The organism is Streptomyces sp. NPDC096311 (assembly GCF_044763085.1).
GTDB lineage: Bacteria > Actinomycetota > Actinomycetes > Streptomycetales > Streptomycetaceae > Streptomyces.
On the sequence record NZ_JBIWFN010000005.1, the window covers coordinates 232,622 to 253,599 of the forward strand.

Below are 20,978 nucleotides of genomic sequence, written 5' to 3' on the forward strand. Positions count from 1 at the left end.
TCCATGAAACCACCCATGAGAAAACGGAGTTGGGCAGCGAGCGTCTTCCTCGCCTTCGCCGTCGTACTCGGCCTGACCCACCCTGAGGCCCTCGCGGCCCCCCGAACCGCCACCCCACCCACGTCCACCACCGCGCCCACGTCCACCACCGCACCCCACGCCGCCGTCTTCGACGTCCACGACTACGGAGCCAAGGGCGACGGCTCCACCAACGACACCCCCGCCATCAACAAGGCCATCACCGCCGCCAACGCGGCGGGTGGCGGCACCGTCCGCTTCCCCGCCGGCCAGTACAAGTCCAAGAACACCATCCACATGAAGAGCGAGGTCACTCTTCAGGTGGACAAGGGCGCGACGCTCCAGGGCTCCAGCGCGGACACCTACGACCCGCCCGAGGCCAACCCCAACGACGCCTACCAGGACTACGGGCACAGCCACTTCCACAACGCGATGATCTACGGCGACCGGCTGACCCACATCGGCTTCGTCGGCGAGGGTGTCATCGACGGCCTCGGCAACCTCATCACCGGCAACCCCAAGTCCGGCGAGGCCGACAAGATCCTCTCGCTGACCCGCTGCGACGGCCTGCGCCTCGGCGACGGCCTCACCCTGCGGCGCGGCGGTCACTTCGCGGCCCTCATCAACGGCTGTACGAACGTCACCTCGGACCACCTGACCATCGACACGGCGAGCGACCGCGACGGCTGGAACATCATCAGCACGACCAACGTCACGGTCACGAACGCCACCATCAAGGCCAACGACGACGCCCTCGTCTTCAAGAGCGACTACGCGCTCGGCGCCAAGCTCGCCAACGGCCATGTCCGGGTGAGCGATTCGTATCTGTCGGCGGTGTGCTGCAACGCCCTGATGTTCGGGTCCGAGACCTGCGGAGACTTCTCCGACTACCAGTTCGCCAAGATACGCATCGAGGGCTCCGACAAGTCCGGGCTCGGCATGGTCTCCATGGACGGCGCGAAGATCTCCGACGTCCACTACCGCGACATCACCATGACCGGTGTCCGCTCGCCGATCATGCAGAAGATCGGTACCCGAAAGCGCTGCGGCAACAGTCCCGGCGTCGGCTCGATCAGCAATGTCACGTACGACGACATCACGGCGACCGGGGTGAGTCCGTCCTTCAGCCCGACGCTGTGGGGCGAGAGCGGGCACCGGATCAACGGGGTCACCTTCACCAACGTCAACATCACCGTCCCCGGCGGCAACGGCACCATGTCCACCGCCGTGCCGAGCAACGACCCGGGCGACTACAACCCGAAGGCCATCGGCACACGGCCCGCCTACGGTTGGTACGTCCACAACGCCGACAACGTCACCTTCACGGACAGCTCGGTGAAGTACGCGGCCGACGACGGACGCCCGGCCGTCATCGCGAACGCCGCGAACGGGATCAGGTTTACCCGGTTCACGGCCCAGCGGGGGAGCAACTCACCCCACGACATGGGCTTCCAGAACGTCACCGGCTACTGCCTGACGGACAGTCACAACACCTCGGGCGGCGCGCTGCGGGTTTCCGCCGGCGGCTCCAGTGAGAACTGCGGTACGGCGGCCAAGAGCACGGCGACGGCGACCACCGCCGTGCAGCGGCCGCACACAGGTGTGAAACCGCTCGACCTCGAAAACCCCCGCCAGGCCTTTCTGCGCGGCTCCGTCGGCGGACTCTTCCTGCACTGGGGCGAACGCACCGCCCCCGCCCACACCAGCTGCACCGCCTGGGAGAGCGACGTCACGGGCGGCGGCTGGACTCCCGACTACTGGGTGAACGAGGCTCAGAAACTGCACACCCAGTACCTCGTCCTCGCCACCTTCCACAGCCGCCTCGGCTACGCCCGCCCCTGGCCCTCGAAGATCCCCGGCAGCTGCTCCACCAAGCGGGACTTCCTCGGCGAACTCATCACCGCCGCCAAGGCCAAGGGCCTCAAGGTCATCCTCTACATGACCGACGACCCCCAGTGGCACAACGAGGGCGGCCACGAGTGGCTCGACTCGGCCGCGTACTCCGCTTACAAGGGCACCGACGTCGACCTCACCACCCGCGACGGCTTCGGCCGCTTCAGCTACGACAACTTCTTCGAGGTCATGGACCGCTATCCGGACCTCGGCGGCTTCTGGATCGACAACGACAACGCGTACTGGGAGAGCCACGACCTCTACGCGCAGATCCAGCAGAAGCGCCCGAACTACACGCTCAGCAACAACAACGAAGACACGCCGATCATGGACATGATCAGCAATGAGCAGAAGACGGGCATGACCCCGTCCTACGACTACCCCCAGGCCGTCTACACGGCCGGGCCCCGCCTCACCGAAGCAGACTTCAAGCTGCCGTCGAGCGGGGCGTGGTGGTACGACGGCTCCAACCCCTCCGTCGACAAGATGCTCACCCTCGGCCGACTGATCACCAACGCGGGCTCCTCCGTGAAGGCCCTGATGGCCGAGACCGCGCAGGTCAACGGAAAGTTCCCAACGAACCAGGAGGCCTTCAACAACTTCGCCAACTCCTATCTCGGCCCCATCTGGCAGTCACTGCACGGCACCGAGGGCGGCGGCTACATGTACGGCGGCCTCAAGCCCGGCTTCTGGAACGACGGGGCCCACGGTGTCACCACGGTCAGCAAGACCGACCCCGACCTCCAGTACCTCCACGTACTGACCCCGCCCAGCACCAGCACCCTGCGCATCCGTGACAACGGATACCGCATCGCCTCCGTCACCAACCTCCGTACGGGAGCGGCTGTTTCGTGGTCCCAGTCGGGCGGCGTGCTCACCCTGAGCGGCCTGGCGAACTGGGACCCGTACGACACCGTCTTCAAGGTCACCACGGCCGGCCGCCAGGGCATCGCGTCCGGCGTCACGATGTCCGCGAGCGCCTCGGCGAGCGGTCACGGCGCGGCGGCTGCGGGCGACGGCAACTACCTCACCTACTGGGACAGCAACAAGACGCTGCCCGTCAACCTCACCTTCGACCTCGGCAGCGCGAAGAAGGTCCAGTACATCGGCCTCAACCAGCGCGAGGACTCCGTCGCCTACGCGCGCTCCGACACCGAGCAGTCCGCACGCATCAAGGACTACAAGGTGTTCCTCAGCAACGACGGGTCCACCTGGGGCAGCGCGGTCAAGACCGGTCAGCTCGCCAGTCGGCGGGGCATCCAGGGGATCGACCTGACCGCCGCAAACGCCCGATACGTACGCCTCGAAGTCGACACCACCTGGGCCGCGTCCACCGACACCACCCGCTACAAGCGGCTGCGGATCGACGAGGCCTGGATCGGCACGTCGTACGCCACCCCGGCGGCCACCGTCCACACGTACTCGGACAACGGCCAGGCCCTGCGCCCCGCCATGGGCTGGAGCAGCTGGAGCTTCGTGCGCCGCTGGCCGACCGAGGCGAAGATCAAGGCCCAGGCCGACGCGCTCGTCGCGAGCGGGCTCAAGGACCACGGCTTCGTGTACATCAACCTCGACGACTTCTGGCAGAAGTGCGACGCGAACGGGTTCACTGTCGACTCCTACGGACGCTGGACCGTCGACACCGCCAAGTTCCCCTCCGGGATCAAGGCGTTGGCCGGCTACATCCACTCCAAAGGGCTGAAGTTCGGCTTCTACGTGACGCCGGGCATCGCCAAGAACGCCGTCACCAGGAACACACCGATCGAGGGGACCTCGTACCACGCGGCCGACATCGCGGACACCTCGAAGACCGAGAAGAACTACAACTGCAAGAACATGTACTACATCGACTACGGGAAGCCGGGCGCCCAGGAGTTCGTGAACTCGTGGGCCAAGCAGTTCGCTTCCTGGGGAGTCGACTACCTGAAGATCGACGGGGTGGGGAGCGCCGACATCCCCGACGTCCAGGCCTGGGACAAGGCGCTGCGCGCCACCGGCCGGCCCATCACCTTCGCCCTCTCCAACAACCTGCCGATCGCCAATGCCTCCACCTGGAAGTCACTGGCGAACAGCTGGCGCACGCAGGGCGATGTCGAGTGCTACTGCGGCTCGGGCGACAACGGCAGCGGCTATCCGCTGACCGACTGGTCGCATGTGTCCGCCCGCTTCACCTCGGCCGCCAACTGGCAGCAGTACGCCGGTCCTGGTGGCTGGAACGACCTGGACTCCCTGGAGATCGGCAACGGTGACCAGGCGGGCCTGACCGCCGACCAGCGCCGCTCGCACTTCACCCTGTGGGCGATGGCGGGCGCGCCCCTGCTGCTCGGCACGGACCTGACCAACCTCGACTCCGTCGACAAGCCGATGCTGACCAACGACCGCCTCATCGGCGTCGACCAGGACGGCGTCGCCGCGAAGCGGATCGTGAGCAGCGGTGTCAAGCAGGTCTGGAGCAAGAAGGAGAGCGACGGCCAGTACGTCGTCGCCCTCTTCAACACCGGCACGTCCGGCAACTCCACGGTCGGTGTGAACTGGTCGCAGGTCGGCTTCACCGGCTCCGGCGACGTCACGGACCTGTGGTCGGGCTCCCACAAGGGCACGATCGCCGACTCGTACAGCGCGACCCTGCGCCCGGGGGAGACGCGCCTGATCCGGGTGAAGCCGGTGAGCACCGCCCTGAAGACCGCCGCGGCCTCACCCGGCATGGCGGTGGCACCCTACGAGTACCTCGGCTGGGGCAGCCCGCAGAACCCGACGTCGGTCATGTCGGCGACCGGGGTGAAGTGGTTCACGCTCGCGTTCGTCCTCTCCGACGGCTCCTGCAACCCGAAGTGGGACGGCTCGCGCCCGCTGACCGGCGGCAACGACCAGTCGAAGATCAACGCGATCCGCGCGGCCGGCGGTGACGTCGTCGTCTCCATCGGCGGCTGGAGCGGCGCCAAGCTCGGCGAGAAGTGCTCCAGCGCCTCGGCGCTCGCGGGCGCCTACCAGAAGGTCATCAACGCCTACGGCCTCAAGGTCATCGACATCGACATCGAGAACACCGAGTGGAGCAACGCCACCGTCCGGCAACGGGTGATCGACGCGCTGAAGATCGTGAAGGCCGGCAACCCCGGGCTCAAGACGATCATCACCTTCGGCACGACGACGAGCGGCCCGGACTCCACCGGCGTCGACATGATCAAGCGCGCCGCCGCCTCCGGCCTCGCGAATGACATCTGGTGCATCATGCCGTTCGACTTCGGGGGCGGCACCACGAACATGGGCACGCTCACCACCCAGGCCATGGAGGGCCTCAAGGCACGGGTCAAGTCGGCTTATGGATACAGCGACGCGACGGCGTACGCGCACATCGGCCTGTCGTCCATGAACGGCAAGACCGACGACTCCGGCGAACGGGTCCGCGTCGCCGACTTCAAGACCATGCTCGCCTACGCCCAGCAGCACCACATCGGGCGCCTCACCTACTGGTCCGTGAACCGCGACCGGGCCTGCGGCTCCGGCTCCGACGGTGACTCCTGCAGCGGCGTGTCGCAGCAGCCGTACGACTACCTCAAGGTCTTCGCCCAGTACACGGGCTGAGGGGACGAAATCATGAAACTCAACAGAGCGCTGCCCTGGTGCCTCTCGCTCGTCCTGGCCGTGCCCCTCGTCGCACTGACCGGCACGGCGGCGCAGGCGGCCACCGACTACCAGGCCGAGGACGCCGCGATCTCGCAGGGCGCCGTCGCCACCAACCACACCGGCTACACGGGCACCGGCTTCGTCGACTACACCAACATCACCGGCTCGTACGTGGAGTTCACGGTGAGCGCGGCCACGGCCGGCACCTCCTCGCTGGCCCTGCGCTACGCCAACGGCACGAGCGTCGACCGCCCGATGGACCTCTCCGTCAACGGCACGGTCGTCGCCTCCGGGGTCTCCTTCCCGGCCACCACCGACTGGAACACCTGGGCGACGAAGAGTGTGAACGTCCAGCTCAACGCGGGTTCCAACAAGATCCGCGCGACCGCCACCACGGCGAACGGCGGCCCCAACCTCGACCGCGTCAGCGTCGGTGCCGCCGCCGACACCCAGGCACCCTCGCGGCCGGGCCAGCCGAGCTGCTCGGCCATCGGCGAGGACGGCCTCACCCTCTCCTGGGGCGCCTCCACGGACAACGTCGGCGTGGCCGCGTACGACCTCTACGAGCATGGCAACAAGCTCGCCGAGGCGGCCGGTGACGCGACCTCCAAGGTGCTCACCGGCCTGAGTCCGAACACCACCTACAACCTCACCGTCATCGCCCGCGACGCCGCCGGCAACGCCTCCCAGGCCAGCCCGGTCGTCGACTGCACGACCCGGCCCAGCTCCGACACCACCCCACCCACCCAACCCGGCACCCTCACCTCCTCCAACGTCACGGCCACCAGCGCCGACCTGAGCTGGGGCGCCTCGACCGACGACAAGGCGGTCGTCGGCTACGACGTGCGCAGCGACACGACGGTCTACAAGAGCGTCACCGGTACGTCGACCACACTCACCGGGCTCGCCTGCAACAGTCCGTACACGCTGAACGTGGTGGCGCGCGACGCGGCCGGCAACGTGTCGCCGCAGAGCAACACGGTCACCTTCACGACCAAGGCCTGTGCCACCGACGGCGGGGTCCCCTCGTCCATCGGGACCGTCTCCAGTGGCTGGACGATCCCCTGGGGCACGTACTGGATGCCCGACGGACAGACGGCGCTGGTCACCGAGCGGGACGACTTCCGGGTCTGGAAGGTCACCAAGGACGGCACGAGGACCCAGGTCGGAACCGTGCCGAACGCCGTCACCACGAACGGCGAGGGCGGACTGCTGGGCGTGGCCGTCGACCCGAAGTGGGCCACCAATCACTACGTGTACTTCATGCACACGGCCTCCGAGGGCAACCGCGTCGTCCGCATGACCTACGACGGCAGCTCCCTCACCAACTACACGATTCTCCTCCAGGGCATCAAGAAGAACCGCTACCACAACGGCGGACGTCTCGCCTTCGGCCCCGACGGCTATCTGTACGTCTCCACCGGCGAGGCCCAGACGCCCGAACTGGCCCAGGACAAGACGTCGTTGAACGGCAAGATCCTGCGGATGACGACGGACGGCAAGGCCGCCCCCGGCAACCCGTTCGGCAACTACGTCTACAGCTACGGGCACCGCAACCCACAAGGCCTCGCCTTCGACCGCAACGGCCGCCTGTGGGAAGCGGAGTTCGGCAACAGCTCCAAGGACGAACTCAACCTCATCAAACCGGGCGCCAACTACGGCTGGCCCACCTGTGAGGGCAGTTGCAGCGTCTCCGGGATGACCAACCCGAAGGCGACCTGGAACGTCTCCGAGGCGTCACCCAGCGGCATCGCGATCGTGCGCAACGTCGTCTACATGGCGTCCCTGCGCGGCGAACGGCTGTGGCGCATCCCCCTCACCGGCGACACGGAGAACGTCGGCACGCCGACGGCGTACTACGTCGGCACCTACGGTCGCCTGCGCACGGTCACCAAGGTGCCCGGCGCCGACCAGCTCTGGCTCTCCACCACCAACTGCGACAACAACGGAGGAGCGGCGGACGGCTCGGACAAGATCTTCAAGGTGAGCATCAACTAGCCGGACCGAGGCGTTGCGGCGGGCTCATGCCCGGTACAGCGCCTCCACCTCCGTCGCGTACGCGTTCTCGATCGCCTTCCGCTTCAACTTGAGGGAAGGCGTCAGCAGCCCGTGCTCCTCGGTGAACTGGTTCGCCAGTATCCGGAACGTACGGATCGACTCGGCCTGCGAGACCAGGGTGTTCGCGGCGACCACCGCCCGCCGCACCTCGGTCTCCAGGTCCGGGTCGCGCACCAGGTCGGACGCGGACAGCCGCGTCTTGCCCCGCATCTGGAGCCAGTGTTCGACGGCCTCGGCGTCGAGGGTGACGAGCGCCGCGATGTACGGCCGGTCGTTGCCGACCACGATGCACTGGGCGACCAGCGGATGGTCGCGCACGCGCTCCTCCAGGACGCCCGGCGAGACGCTCTTGCCGCCGGAGGTCACCAGGATCTCCTTCTTGCGCCCGGTGATGGTGAGAAAGCCATCCTCATCGAGGGCGCCGAGGTCGCCGGTGGCGAGCCAGCCGTCGTGCAGCGCGGCGTCGGTGGCCTTGGGGTCGTTCAGATAGCCCTGGAAGATGTTGTCGCCGTGCAGCCAGATCTCGCCGTCGTCCGCGATATGCACGGTCGTGCCCGGAATGGCCTGGCCGACCGTCCCGTACCGGGTCCGCTCGGGCGGGGTGACGACCGCGGCTGCGGTGGTCTCGGTGAGCCCGTATCCCTCGTAGATCTGGATGCCCGCGCCGGCGAAGAACAGCCCGAGCCGACGGTCCATCGCGGAGCCGCCCGACACCGCGTGTCTGACCCGGCCGCCCATGGCGGCGCGCATCTTGGTGTAGACGACCTTGTCGAAGAACTGGTGCTGCATCCGCAGGCTCGCCGACGGCCCGGCGCCGATCCCCCACGCCTTCGCCTCGATCGCGTCGGCGTAGCGGACCGCGACCTCCACGGCCTTCTCGAAGGCTCCGGACTTGCCGTCCTTCTCGGCCTTGCGCCGGGCCGAGTTGAAGACCTTCTCGAAGATGTACGGCACCGCCAGGATGAACGTCGGCTGGAACGCGGCCAGGTCGGGCAGCAGCACGGCGGCATGCATCTGCGGCTGATGGCCCAGCTTGACCTTCCCGAGGACTCCCGCGACCTGGACCATCCGCCCGAAGACATGCGCGAGCGGCAGGAACAGCAGTGTGGATGCTCCGTTGTCGCGCTTGGAGGTGAAGATCGGTTCCATGAGCCCGATGACCGTGCTCGCCTCGGCCATGAAGTTGGCGTGCGAGATGACGCAGCCCTTGGGGCGGCCCGTGGTGCCCGAGGTGTAGATGATCGTCGCGATCGACTCGGGGGTGACGGCGCGCCGGTGCCGGTGCACCACCTCGTCGTCGATGCCCGCGCCCGCCTCGTAGAGCTCCTGCACCGCGCCCGAGTCCAGTTGCCAGAGCTTGTGCAGCTGGGGTAGCCGGTCGATCACCGTGGCGATGGTCATCGCGTGGTCCTCGTGCTCGACCACCGCGGCCGACACCTGCGCGTCGTGCAGCATCCAGAAGACCTGCTCGGCCGAGGACGTCGAGTACATGGGGACGACGTGGGCGCCGATCGTCCACAACGCGTAGTCGAAGAGTGTCCATTCGTAGCGGGTACGGGACATGATCGCGACCCGGTCGCCGAATCGGATTCCCTGGGCGAGCAGTCCCTTGGCCAGTGCGAGGACCTCGTCACGGAACTCGGCGGCCGTCACATCGTGCCACTGTTCGTTCTCGTCCTTGCGGCCGAACGCGGCCCGCAGCGGGTCCTCCTGGGCATGGTCGAATACGACGTCGGCCAGGCCGCCCACCGGCGGCGCCGACGCCAACGGAGGGTTGGTGAACTCGCGCAATCCCGCTCCTAGTGGCGCTCCGCACAGCGCCGTGAAAGCTACCCCACCGCGCCGTCGGGCGGGAGGGGTGCCGAAGCGCGGCCGGCCGGGGGTGTGTGCGGCATATCCACAGGTCAGCCGAGAAAATGCCCGCACATGGGGAAGGGCCGGACAGAATTCCTTACGGTTCCGTAGGTTTCGATCTCGTAATCTCCACGGAATCTGTACGAGCCTGCTACGGGATGCGGGGCACCGAATACCGGACACGGAGGTTCCGATTCCGCGCCCGTGCGGCTACCGCCGGAGCCGGTCCCGGTGGCTCCGGGACCGGCTCCGGCGGTGTCATGACCGGGCCCTCACCGGTGTCATGCGCGGGACGCCGTCGCCCGCTCCGCCGGTGCCTCGGCCGTGTCCGTCACAGCGCGCGGCGTCCGCACCAACACCAGTACCAGCGCCCCGGCGACCATCCCCGTCACGCCCGCCGCCACCGACGCCGAGTCGAGCCCCGAGGCGAACGCGGCCCGCAGGGCGTGTTCGGAGAGGGGGCCGCGCAGTGCCCCGGCACCGCCGCCGGCCAGGGTGTGGGCCGCGTTGCGCGAGAGCGTGTCCTGCATGCGGGAGGTCAGCACCGTGCCGAAGACGGCGACCCCGAGCGCGTACCCCAGCTGGCGGACCGTGTTCACCGCGCCGCCCGCCATGCCCGCCCGCTCCGGCGGTACGGCGGCGAGCGCGGCGCCCGCGATGGCGGGGGACACGAAGCCCGTGCCGATGCCGACCAGGACGAGGCCCGGCACCAGCACCGTCCAGCTCGTACCCGCGTCCAGCACGGCCTGGCAGAACGCGCCCGAGCCGACCAGGAGCAGCCCGCCGCCTATCGTCAGCCGCGCCGGGACCCCGTGCAGCAGCTTCCCGGCGAGGATCGCGACCACCATCGTCGCGCCGGTCAGCGGGAGCAGAGTGAGCCCGCCGCGCACCGGGCTCATGCCCAGCACGGTCTGCATCCAGATGGACAGGTACGGGATCACACCGAATGCCACCCCGTTGAAGGCGAGCGCGCCCGCCATCACGCCCACGAACGCGGGCTTGCGCAGCAGCGACAGGTCCAGGAGCGGGTGGGCGACCCGCCGCTCGACGACGACGAACGCGACCAGCGCCAGCGCCGCCGTCCCGAACGATCCCGTCACCACCCCCGACGTCCAGCCGTCCGCCCCGGCCCGCACCACCCCGTACGTCGTCGCCCCCGCGAAGCAGGCGAAGGCGGCCGTGCCCGCCCAGTCGATGCGCATCCCGCGCGGTCCGCGTGACTCCGGTACCACCCGCAGTGTCAGCCACACCGACGCCACGCTCACCGGCAGGTTCACGAAGAAGATCCACCGCCAGCCCGGCCCCTCGGTGAGCAGCCCGCCGAGCACCGGCCCGACCGCCGCGGCGCCGCCACTGACCGCACCCCACACCCCGAGCGCCGTCGACCGCTGCCGCCCCTGGTAGACCGAGCCGAGCAGCGGCAGCGTCGTCGCGAACATCGCCGCCGCACCCACCCCCTGCAGCCCACGCGCGGCCACCAGCATCCCGGGCCCGGACGCGAGCCCGCACAGCAGCGACGCCACCGCGAACAGCACCACGCCCGCCACGTGCACCCGGCGCCGTCCCAGAATGTCGGCGGCGGCCCCCACTCCCAGCAGCAGCGCGGCGAGCGCGAGCGCGTACCCGTCGATCACCCACTGCAGATCACTCAGCGACGCGTGCAGCGCCCGTGCCATGTCCGGCAGCGCGACCACCGCGATCGTCACGTCCAGCAACAACATGAACGTCCCCAGGCACACCGCCGTGAGCGGCCCCCATGTACGCATGTCCTCAACTCCTCCAGAACCCCGTGCCGCGGATGCGTAAGCCTCCGTACGATGAGCTCTCGAGGGGTGATCGCGGTGACCTCGGGCGCCAGATCGCCGGAATCCGACTAGGACGGCCCCCATGGAGATGGAATCCCACACCTTCGACACGCTCGATCTGCAACTGCTGGCCGCGCTGGAACTGGACGCCCGCGCACCCTTCAGCCGGATCGCGGCGGTGCTGGGCGTCTCCGACCAGACGATCGCGCGCCGCTTCCGCAGACTCTCCGCCGAGGGCGGGCTGCGGGTGGTCGCGGTGCGCGACGCCGAACGGCTCGGCCAGAGCCAGTGGATGCTACGGCTGCGCTGCGCGCCCGACAGCGCGGAGACGATCGCGGAGGCGCTGGCCAAGCGGCCGGACACCGCGTGGATCGGACTGGCCTCGGGCGGCACCGAGGTGGTCTGCATGACCCGGCCGCGCAGCCCCGGCGACCACGACGACCTGCTGCTCGGCAAGTTGCCGCGCACCCCGAGCATCATGGAGATCCGCGCCCACCAGATCCTGAACCGCTTCTTCGGCGGACCGACGGGCTGGGTCAGCAGGTTCGACGCGCTGACGGACGAGCAGATCGCCGCGCTGCGGCCGCGACGTTGCGATCCCGCGGGGCCCGTCCGGATCGACCCCGAGGACGAGCCACTGGTCGCCGCGCTCGAACGCGACGGACGCGCCACCTATCCGGAACTCCAGCGCGCCACCGGCCGTTCCGAGTCCGTCGTCAAACGCCGCCTTGCCGCGCTGCTCGCCTCCGGCGCCGTGTACGTCGACGTCGAGTACCACTCCGAGCCCCTCGGCTACGCCTGCGCGGCCGTCCTGTGGATCACCGCGGCCCCGGCGGCCCTGCACTCCGTCGGCGAGGCCCTCGCCACCCACGACGAGATCGCCTTCGCTGCGGCGACGGCCGGTCCCTCCAACATCGTCGTCACCGCCGTCGCCCGTGACACGGCGGGTCTCTACGCCTACCTCAGCGGCCGTCTCGGCACCCTCGAAGGGGTCCAGCACGTCGAGACGACCCCGTTCCTGCGCCGCATCAAGCAACTCACGTACGCGAGACCGACCCGCTAGGGCCGCCGCCTCTGAGCAGGCGGTCCCCGCCCCCCAGGATTGCGGCGGCGAGGGCGTCCGCCGCGCCCTGCGCGGATGTACGCCGCTGCCCGTGCACCAGCACGAAGTCGACCTCGCCCAGCTCCGGCAGGCCCGCGCGGTCGGGGACGCGGACGAGGCCGGGAGGGATCAGTCCGCGTGAGTGGGCCATCACGCCGAGGCCCGCGCGGGCCGCCGCGACGAGGGCGTTCAGGCTGCCGCTGGTGCAGGCGATGCGCCACGCGCGGCCCTGGCGCTCCAGGGCTTCGAAGGCGAGGGCACGGGTGATGCCCGGGGGCGGGTAGACGATCAGGGGGACCGGGCGGTCGGGGTCGAGCCGCAGGCGTTCCGCGCCGATCCACACCAGGCGGTCGTGCCAGACCAGCTCGCCACGCGGATCCTCGGGCCGCCGCTTCGCCAGCACCAGGTCCAGCCTGCCCGCAGTGAGCTGTTCGTGCAGCGTGCCGGACAGCTCGACCGTCAGCTCCAGGTCCACCTCCGGGTGGTCGTACCGGAAGCCCTCCAGGATCTCCGGGAGCCGGGTCAGGACGAAGTCCTCGGAGGCGCCGAAGCGCAGCCGGCCGCGCAGCCGGGTGCCCGTGAAGAAGGCGGTCGCCTGCTCGTGCACCGCCAGGATGCGGCGCGCGAAGCCGAGCATCGCCTCGCCGTCCTCGGTGAGCTCCACGGAGTGCGTGTCCCGCGAGAACAGCTGCCGTCCCACCGCGTCCTCCAGGCGGCGCACGTGCTGGCTGACGGTCGACTGGCGCAGCCCGAGCCGCCGTGCGGCCTGAGTGAAGCTCAGGGTCTGGGCCACCGCCAGGAAGGTACGCAGCTGGGAGGGGTCGTACACCCCCTCACGTTATCGCGAATCGCGATGACAGTCAGAACTGTATGACGGATTCCCGATCGCGGGCCGGAAGAGGACGATGGAGAGGGCACGACCCGCCCCGGGACCGCCCCGTACGACGTCTGAGCAGTGGAGCACCGTGAAACGCCTGCAGTGGCCGAGTTGGATGCCGATCGACCCGTACATCCTGCTGTTGCTCGGGACAGTGGGCCTGGCGGCCCTGCTCCCGGCACGGGGTACGGGCGCCGACATCGCGTCGGGCGCGTCCACGGCCGCCATCGCCTTCCTCTTCTTCCTCTACGGGGCCCGGCTCTCCACCCGTGAGGCGGTCGAGGGCCTCAAGCACTGGCGGCTCCACGTCACCGTCCTGGCCTGCACCTTCGTCGTCTTCCCGCTGCTCGGCCTGGCCGCCCGCGGCCTCGAACCGGTGCTCCTGACACACAACCTCTACACCGGTCTGCTCTTCCTCACGCTCGTCCCCTCGACCATCCAGTCGTCGATCGCCTTCACCTCCATGGCCCGAGGCAACGTGCCCGCCGCGATCTGCGCCGGCTCCTTCTCCTCCCTCGCGGGCATCGTCGTCACCCCGCTGCTCGCCGCGGCACTGCTGGGCAGCAGCGGCGGCGGTTTCTCCGCGGACTCGCTGGTCAAGATCGTGCTTCAACTGCTGGTGCCGTTCCTGGCCGGGCAGGTGCTGCGCCGTTGGATCGGCGGGTTCATCACGCGCCACAAGAAGGTCCTCGGGTACGTCGACCGCGGCTCGATCCTGCTCGTCGTCTACACCGCGTTCAGCGAGGGCATGGTGCAGGGCATATGGCACCAGGTGAGCGCGGTGCGGCTGGCGGGCCTGCTCGCGGTCGAGGCCGTGCTGCTCGCGGTGATGCTGACGCTCACCTGGTACGGCGGGAGGGCGCTGGGCTTCCACCGCGAGGACCGCATCGCGATCCAGTTCGCCGGGTCGAAGAAGTCCCTCGCCTCGGGGCTTCCCATGGCCAGCGTGCTGTTCGGCGCGCACGCCTCGCTCGCCGTGCTGCCGCTGATGCTCTTCCACCAGATGCAGCTGATGGTGTGCGCGGTGATCGCCAAGCGCCGCGCCCACGACCCCGAGGCGGCTACGACCCCGGTTCCCCCAGCCGCAGCGTCACGAATCGCGGTCGGTACAGCGCCACGTTCCGACTGAGGTTCGCCTGCGCCGAGACACCGCCCGTCGTGTCCAGCCAGTTCACGTCATAGCTCAGCACGAGCCGGTCGCCGTCGCTCAGCGCCGCGTGCACCTGCGGGTTGTACGCGGCCACCTGCCCCTGCGGCAGGGACGGACTGAAACTCCGGGTGGGCCCGTGCCAGGGGCCGGTCGGCGCGCACGCCCAGTACGAGGTGATCGTCGTCAGCCCCGCGGTGCCCGCCGCCATCGTGAACAGGACGTACGTCCCGCCGTCCCGCACCACCGTGAACGCGCTGCCGACCCCCGTGCGCCGCTCGTCCCCGAGCACCGGCCCCGGCCGTGCCCGCACCGCCCATTCGCCGCCGTCCCAGTACTCCCAGGCCGCCGGCTGCCCGAGCCGGCCGCGCGGCACCCGCGCCACGTACGCCCGCGAGGTGGGGCGCGAGGCGGCCCGGCCGTCGTCGCCGCCGAAGACGTACGTCCACGCGCCCGCGTCGACCGTCGAGGTGCCGAACAGCACCCGCCGGGAGGGATCCGTCACGGAACTCTGGTCCAGGACCGTGGCGATGCCCTCCAGCCGCAGGTCGGGCAGCGCGAGCGTGGCGACCTCGGTGGACGTGGGCACGCCGTAGATCCAGGGAGCCTGGCCGGCGGTACGGGTCCACAGCAGGACGCGGACGACCTGTTCGGAGGAGCCGGGGGAGCGGGGCTCGACACGGGCCGCGACCGGCCACCGCCACCGCCCCGGCCCGGGGTCGGGGAACACCGGCGTCGGCAGTGTCGTCTCCAGCCGCCCGTCCTTCGACATCACCACGGCCGAGTTCCGCACCAGGGGCGCGCTCGTGTCGCGCCACGCGTACGACTCGCCGACCGGGTTCGGCGGCCCGTGCACCTGGCCCAGATACGTGTCCGAGAACAGCCACAGCACCCGCCCGTCCGGCAGCCGCACCGAGTGCGTGCCGTCGCCGCCGGTCCAGTCGTCGACACGGCTCGCGTCGTCGCCGTACCGCGCGAACTCGCCCGTGAGCCGCGCGTTCGCGCTCCAGGACCGCAGCGTGCGGGCCGTGCACGCGCCGCCGCCCTCCCGGTCGTGGTCGGGGAGGGCGGTGAGCAGCACGGCCGCGCAGACCAGGGCGAGCAGGACACCGAGGCCGGCCCCGGTCCGCCGTCGTCGTGCTCGTGCGTCGTCGGGCACGGACGGGACGTTAGTGGCCGCCGCGCACCCGGTCCATGGGCAGATACAGGACGGTGTCCCGGGTCACTTCCCGGGAGGGCGGCGCGGACAGCTCCTCGTCGCTCAACGCCCGGTCGTAGACGCGTACTTCGTCGATCGCTCCCGTGAAGTACGCCCGGCTGTCCATCCGTTGCCCGACATGGACCCCGAACGGCGAGTTGCGGCTGACCGACCCGGGCACGCCCGCGGCGCCGACCGCCGTGCCGTCGACGGAGAGCGTGAGCAGTCCGCCGCCCCGGCGCAGGGCCAGATGATGCCACTGGCCGTCGTTGTAGGCGCTCGCGGTGCGGACGGAGGCGGAGGTCGGGGCCGCGGCTCCGCTCCTGGTGGTGATCAGCGCGGTGATCCGGTGCGACGCGGGCTCGGCGCGCATCCACACCTGCGGCTGCGTCGTCCCGATCCCGCCCATCCACAGCAGCGGCTGCTCCCCGCCGGTGGCCGTGTAGCGGAACCACAGCGACGCGGTGAAGTCCTTTGTCCCGAGCGGGAGTCGGTCCTGATACGGCAGGCGTACGGCGTCGTCGGCGCCGTCGAACTCCAGCGCGCCGCCACGCACGCCCGCCGTCTCCCGGGCGCCGCCGAGGACCGCGGCCGGCTCGGCGTGCCGGGCGAGGTCGGCGGTCGTCGGGTCGGGGCCGCGGTGCGGGGTGAGCCAGTCCTCGGTGAAGCGGGCGAAGCGGACCTCGTCGCGTGCGTCGACCGCGCCGCCCTCGTACAGCAGTCCCACGGCGCCGCCGCCGATCCCGACCAGGTCGGAGTAGCCCGACCAGTCGGTGGTCACGACCGTGCCGCGGTCCACGCTGTCCCAGGTCCGCCCGCCGTCGTACGAGGAGCGGAGCATCATGGTCCTGCGGCGGTCGGGGTCGCCGGGGCAGGCCAGCAGGATGCGGTCGCCGAGGCGGAGTACGGAGCCCTGGACCTGGGGCGCGTAGAGGCCGGGGAGGTCGCGGAAGGGCGCCGTGAAGCTGTCGCCGCCGTCGCGGCTGACGGTCTGGGTGCGGTGGCCGAGGTCGGTGCCGTCCTGCTCGCGCCCGCTGACGAGGACGGACCCGTCGGCGCGTTCCGTGAGCGTCGGTTCGGACGGCTTCTGACGGAAGGTGCCGTCGTCCGCGATCGGCCAGGAGTCGCTCGCACCGATCCGCCAGTGGTCGCCGTCGTCGTCGCTGGTGATGAGGGCGGCGTTGTTGGCCGTGACCCGACTGCCGTTCCAGGTCTCGGTGTTGACGCCGAAGACGAGCCGCCCGGCGTGCCTGCCACGGGTCAGCTGGATGCCGTGCACAGGGCCGGTGGCGTACCAGGAGTTCCAGTTCGGCGGGAGGATCTCGGCGCTCAGGTCGCGCGGTGCGGACCAGCTGAGGCCGTCGTCGTCGCTGTACTGGAGATGTGGCGTGCGGTCGCAGGGGACGTCGCAACCGCGCCCGTCCGTGCGGCCCGTGTTGTACGTCTCCGCCAGCACGATGCGACCGGTCTCGCGGTCCACGATCGGGGCGGGGTTGCCGTGGGTGTCGCCGGCCCCCTCGTTGACGACCTGGAGCGGTCCCCAGGTCCGGCCGCCGTCGGTCGACCGTTTGACGACGATGTCGATGTCACCCGCGTCGCCGCAGTCGTGCACGCGCCCCTCGGCGAACGCCAGCAGGGTGCCGTGGGTGCTCCGCACGACGGCCGGGATGCGGAAGCAGGCGTAGCCGGGATCCTGGGAGGCCCTGAAGAGCACCTGTTGCTCGAACAACGCGCCGGACGCACCGGACGCGGAGGCCTTCGCGGGGCTCGGCAGCGCGAGCACGCACAGTGCGGCGGCCGTGAGGACGGCGGTCAGGGTCGATCTGAGACGTGCGCGCAGACGTGCCGACATGGTGCGACCTGCCCTTCGTGTGTCTGGGCAACCAGGGTGATCTGGACATCCGACATCCGACATCCGACGTCCAATGTGTGCCGCAGACGCTACTTGGGCTCTCAGTGGCCCCACAAGAAGCGAGCACCGGTCGTGTTCACGCCAAATCTGAACGCGTCTGTCAGGGGCGCAGCACCACTTTCCCCAGGTTGCTCCGTGACTCGATCGCCGCGTGCGCCTTCGCCGCGTCCTCCAGGGCGAACTCCCCGTGCACGGCGGGCCGCAGAGCCCCCTGCGTGAACAGGCGCCACAGTTCCTCGCGCCACCGCTCGTACCGCCCCGGCTCGTTCCGGGCGATCCGGGCCAGCTGGAAGCCGATCACGGACTTGGCGCCCACCAGCAGGTCGTACGCCCGCACGCTTCCGCCGCCCGAGCTGTACGCGACGAGCCGCCCGCCCGGGGCGAGGGCGGCGACGGCCGGGGTGAGCAGGTCGCCGCCGACCGCGTCGAGAACGTAGTCGACGGGCTCGCCCCAGTCCTCGGAGCCGTACGCGATCACCTCGTCCGCGCCGAGTCCCCGCACGAACTCCGTCTTGCCGGGGGTGAGCGCGGACACGGCCCCGACGACACGTGACGCGCCCCGCAGCCGGGCGAGTTGGACGGCGAGATGGCCGACCCCGCTCGCCGCGCCGGTGATCAGCGCCGCCTCGCCGGGTGCGGGGCGCGCCGCCTTCAGGGCGCCGAGCGCGACCAGCCCGCTGCGGACCAGGGTGACGGCGTCGACCGCGCTCGCACCCGCCGGGACGGGGGAGGCCATGGTCTCGTCCAGCAGGGCGTGCTCGGCGTACCCGTGCCCGAAGCAGAGTCCGGTGACGCGGTCGCCCGCCGTGAAGCGGGTGACGCCCGCGCCGGCGGCGACGACCTCGCCCGCGATCTCACCGCCCAGCGGGATCGGCTCCGCGGCCTCGGTGACCTTGCGGACGACGGGAAGGGTGACGCCGATCGCCTCGGTGCGCACGAGCAGTTCGCCGGGCCCGGCGGCGGGTTCGGGGACGTCCTCCAGGAACAGGGGGCCGCCGGTGTGCTCGTACCGGACGCGACGCATCGCACCTCCAGGGGTGAGGGGGCGAAGGGCGAGCCCTCGGGTCGTTGGGAGTCCCAACGGTAGCCGATATTCATTGGGACGCCCAACGGTTATTCGCTAGACTGGTCTCATGTCCGCCCCCCTGCCCGCCATCCGCGCCCTCCCCAGCTGGCTTCTCGGCCGCACCGCCGCCCGCGGGCGTGCCCTCGTCGCCGAGGCACTGGCGGTCGAGGGCCTGAAGATGTGGGATCACGTGGTGCTCTCCGCCGTCTCCGATCTCGGCCCCGTCGCCCAGGCCGAACTGGGCCGCAGCATCCAGCTCGACCCCAAGGACCTGGTCGGTGTTCTCAACGGCCTCCAGGGCGCGGGCCTGGTCCTGCGTGAACCCGACCCCGGGGACCGGCGCAAGAACGCGGTGTCCGTCACCGAGGAGGGTGCGCGCCTCCTCGCGCGCTGCGAGCGGGCGGCGCGCGAGGCCAACGACGCGCTCCTCTCGCCGCTCTCGGGGGCCGAGCGGGAGCAGTTCATGGGCTTGTTGATCCGGATTTCCGGTACGGACGGCTGATGAAGGCTAACGTTCCGTCATGACCGCACCCGAAACCGAACCCCGGCTCGCCCTCGACCCCGCGCGCACCGCCCTGGTGCTCGTGGATCTGATGGAGCGCATCGTCGGACTGCCCGTGGAACCCCGCAAGGGCACCGAAGTCCTCGCCGCCGCCGAGGAGCTGGCGGCCACCTTCCGCAAGGCGGGCGCGCTCGTCGTGCTCGTCCGGGGCGAACGGCCAGGGCTGCCCGAACAGCCGCCCGGCAGCGGACTCGTCGCCGGGCTCGCGGTGGCGGGTGACCTCGAGGTCGTGAAGCGGACCATCGGCGGGTTCCAGGGCAGCGGTCTCGACGAGCGGCTGCGGGAGCGCGGCATCTCCACCCTGGTGTTCGGCGGGATCGCCACCAACCTCGGCGTCGAGTCCACCGCCCGCGCCGCCGGCGACCTCGGCTACGACCTCGTGTTCGCCGAGGACGCGATGGCGGCCCTCACCGCGCCCGAACACGAGGCGTCGGTCCGCCTCGACTTCCCCCGCCTCGGCACGGTCGTGACCACCGCGCAGGTGCGCTTCAGCGCGGGCTGAGGCGCGGAGCGGGGAAGGGGATCCCGGTAGGGGCAGGCCTCCGCCACGTCCTCGGGCTCCCCGATCCGCCCGACCGGCAGCGACTGCGCGGCGGACGCGAACAGGCCCTCACGGTCGGCCTCCGCCGGCTCCCGCCACAGTGCGGTGCGGACCACACCGGGGGAGACCGCATCGACCCGGATCGGCGCCGGCTCCAGGGCCCGTGCGCGGGTGAGGGACTCCCTCGCCCCGCACGGGCCGGCCGCCACGGTCGTGCCCGGCATCGGACGCCGGCCCGCGGTGTCCGTGCCCGATCCGGGCGAAGAAGCCGCGTACCTCGTCCTCGTCCGTCACGTCGAGCACCTGCCCCTCCGCCCCTTCCGGCAGCCGCCACCGCGAGCCCGATGCCCGCCGTGCCGGCGATGACCACGACCCGCTCTCCTCGCACACGCATGTCCGCGCCTCTCCCCCCTTCGCCAGGGGCGATACCCTGAAGGCATCGCCACCGCGACGACGAAAGGGGCGGCCATGGACCTCGACCTGCGGAAGATCCGCTACTTCGTGGCGGTCGCCGAGCTGCTCCACTTCGGCCGCGCGGCGGAGCGGCTGCACATCGCCCAGCCGGTCCTGAGCCGTCAGATCCGCGCCCTGGAGAAGGACTTGGGCGCACGGCTCCTCGAACGCGACAGCCATGGTGTGACCCTGACGGCGGCCGGGCGTCAACTCCTCGACGACTCACTGCAGTTGCTTGCCACCGCGGACGCCACCAGGCTCCGGGTGCGCCGGGCGGCCGGCGGACCGCGCCGACTGGTCGTCGGCTTCCGGGCCGGCGTCGTCGTGACCCGCGCCCTGCGCGCCTTCGGGGCCGCCCACCCGGACGTCGAGACGCTCGCCCGCCGCGTCGAATGGGACGACCAGGAGCGGCTGATCCTCGACGGAACCGTCGACCTCGCCTACGTACGCCGCCCGATCCGCGAGCAGGGCCTCACGCTGCTGCCGCTGTTCAGCGAGGCGCGCGTGGCGATGCTCCCCGCCGACCACCGGCTCGCGGGCAAACCGGAACTCGCCCTGGCCGACCTCGCGGACGAACCGCGCCTGAGGTACGCCGACCCCCGTCCCGGCGAGCCGCCGATCCGCACCATCGAAGAGAAGTTCGAGTCCGTGGCGAGCGGGGCCGGTATCACGCTCGTACCGGAATCCGTCGCCGAGCAGTACTCGCGCCCGGACATCACCTACGTACCGGTGCCGGACGCGGAGCGCGACGAGGTGCTGCTCGCCTGGGAGGCGAGTCGGCACTCGCCCCTGATCACCGCCTTCGCCCCGCTCGCGCCCCTCGCCGACCCGGCGCGGGCCGAGGAGTTGTGAGCGCGGTCGCGGCGGG

At 70.6% G+C, this 20,978-nt stretch carries 13 protein-coding genes and 1 pseudogene; 7 read left to right on the plus strand and 7 right to left on the minus strand.

Annotated elements, in window-relative coordinates; translation table 11 throughout:
- Positions 1 to 3: 3 nt before the first annotated feature.
- Together ACIRA5_RS15290 and ACIRA5_RS15295 are read left to right on the plus strand one after the other, a co-directional pair.
- Positions 4 to 5,493, plus strand: a complete 5,490-nt coding sequence (locus ACIRA5_RS15290) for a glycosyl hydrolase family 28 protein (protein ID WP_403690985.1) — start codon at positions 4 to 6, stop codon at positions 5,491 to 5,493.
- A 12-nt stretch (positions 5,494 to 5,505) separates the two neighbouring features.
- A complete protein-coding gene (locus ACIRA5_RS15295; protein ID WP_403690986.1) occupies positions 5,506 to 7,533 on the plus strand; it encodes a PQQ-dependent sugar dehydrogenase in 2,028 nt (675 codons plus the stop codon).
- Positions 7,534 to 7,557: 24 nt separating this feature from the next.
- Here ACIRA5_RS15295 and ACIRA5_RS15300 read toward each other — a convergent pair whose 3' ends face one another.
- Positions 7,558 to 9,384: an AMP-dependent synthetase/ligase gene (locus ACIRA5_RS15300; protein WP_403690988.1), complete on the minus strand. Its 1,827-nt coding sequence runs from the start codon at positions 9,382 to 9,384 to the stop codon at positions 7,558 to 7,560.
- 344 nt (positions 9,385 to 9,728) lie between these two features.
- Entirely contained in the window at positions 9,729 to 11,213 is a 1,485-nt protein-coding gene (locus tag ACIRA5_RS15305; protein ID WP_403690990.1) for an MFS transporter, read from the minus strand.
- Positions 11,214 to 11,334: 121 nt separating this feature from the next.
- Between ACIRA5_RS15305 and ACIRA5_RS15310 the strand changes: the two genes are divergently transcribed.
- Positions 11,335 to 12,315: an Lrp/AsnC family transcriptional regulator gene (locus ACIRA5_RS15310; RefSeq protein ID WP_403690992.1), complete on the plus strand. Its 981-nt coding sequence runs from the start codon at positions 11,335 to 11,337 to the stop codon at positions 12,313 to 12,315.
- On the opposite strand, the gene ACIRA5_RS15315 is transcribed toward ACIRA5_RS15310, so the two are convergent.
- A complete protein-coding gene (locus ACIRA5_RS15315; protein ID WP_099944252.1) occupies positions 12,290 to 13,183 on the minus strand; it encodes a LysR substrate-binding domain-containing protein in 894 nt (297 codons plus the stop codon). The two genes, ACIRA5_RS15310 and ACIRA5_RS15315, sit on opposite strands and share 26 nt — an antisense overlap.
- A 136-nt stretch (positions 13,184 to 13,319) precedes the next feature.
- Between ACIRA5_RS15315 and ACIRA5_RS15320 the strand changes: the two genes are divergently transcribed.
- Positions 13,320 to 14,360 carry a bile acid:sodium symporter family protein gene (locus ACIRA5_RS15320; RefSeq protein ID WP_403690993.1) on the plus strand — a complete coding sequence of 347 codons (1,041 nt, stop codon included), beginning with the start codon at positions 13,320 to 13,322 and terminating at the stop codon, positions 14,358 to 14,360.
- On the opposite strand, the gene ACIRA5_RS15325 is transcribed toward ACIRA5_RS15320, so the two are convergent.
- From ACIRA5_RS15325 to ACIRA5_RS15335, 3 genes are all read right to left on the minus strand, one after another.
- Positions 14,293 to 15,537 (minus strand): DUF4185 domain-containing protein, encoded by a 1,245-nt coding sequence (locus tag ACIRA5_RS15325; protein ID WP_403690995.1) that lies wholly within the window; start codon positions 15,535 to 15,537, stop codon positions 14,293 to 14,295. The genes ACIRA5_RS15320 and ACIRA5_RS15325 overlap by 68 nt on opposite strands.
- Before the next feature lie 10 nt (positions 15,538 to 15,547).
- Positions 15,548 to 17,428 (minus strand): exo-alpha-sialidase, encoded by a 1,881-nt coding sequence (locus ACIRA5_RS15330; RefSeq protein ID WP_403690996.1) that lies wholly within the window; start codon positions 17,426 to 17,428, stop codon positions 15,548 to 15,550.
- A gap of 160 nt (positions 17,429 to 17,588) precedes the next feature.
- Complete coding sequence (locus ACIRA5_RS15335) at positions 17,589 to 18,512, minus strand: zinc-binding alcohol dehydrogenase family protein (protein ID WP_403690997.1); 924 nt, start codon at positions 18,510 to 18,512, stop codon at positions 17,589 to 17,591.
- Positions 18,513 to 18,621: 109 nt separating this feature from the next.
- On the opposite strand from ACIRA5_RS15335, the gene ACIRA5_RS15340 reads away from it, so the two are divergent.
- Entirely contained in the window at positions 18,622 to 19,056 is a 435-nt protein-coding gene (locus tag ACIRA5_RS15340) for a MarR family winged helix-turn-helix transcriptional regulator (RefSeq protein WP_403690999.1), read from the plus strand.
- 19 nt (positions 19,057 to 19,075) lie between these two features.
- Positions 19,076 to 19,618 carry an isochorismatase family protein gene (locus ACIRA5_RS15345; RefSeq protein WP_403691000.1) on the plus strand — a complete coding sequence of 181 codons (543 nt, stop codon included), beginning with the start codon at positions 19,076 to 19,078 and terminating at the stop codon, positions 19,616 to 19,618.
- A 92-nt stretch (positions 19,619 to 19,710) separates the two neighbouring features.
- Here ACIRA5_RS15345 and ACIRA5_RS15350 read toward each other — a convergent pair.
- A pseudogene (locus ACIRA5_RS15350) lies at positions 19,711 to 19,881 on the minus strand (short-chain dehydrogenase); the annotation flags it as partial.
- A gap of 244 nt (positions 19,882 to 20,125) precedes the next feature.
- Here ACIRA5_RS15350 and ACIRA5_RS15355 point away from each other — a divergent pair.
- Positions 20,126 to 20,962 carry a LysR family transcriptional regulator gene (locus tag ACIRA5_RS15355; RefSeq protein WP_403691001.1) on the plus strand — a complete coding sequence of 279 codons (837 nt, stop codon included), beginning with the start codon at positions 20,126 to 20,128 and terminating at the stop codon, positions 20,960 to 20,962.
- Positions 20,963 to 20,978 lie beyond the last annotated feature (16 nt).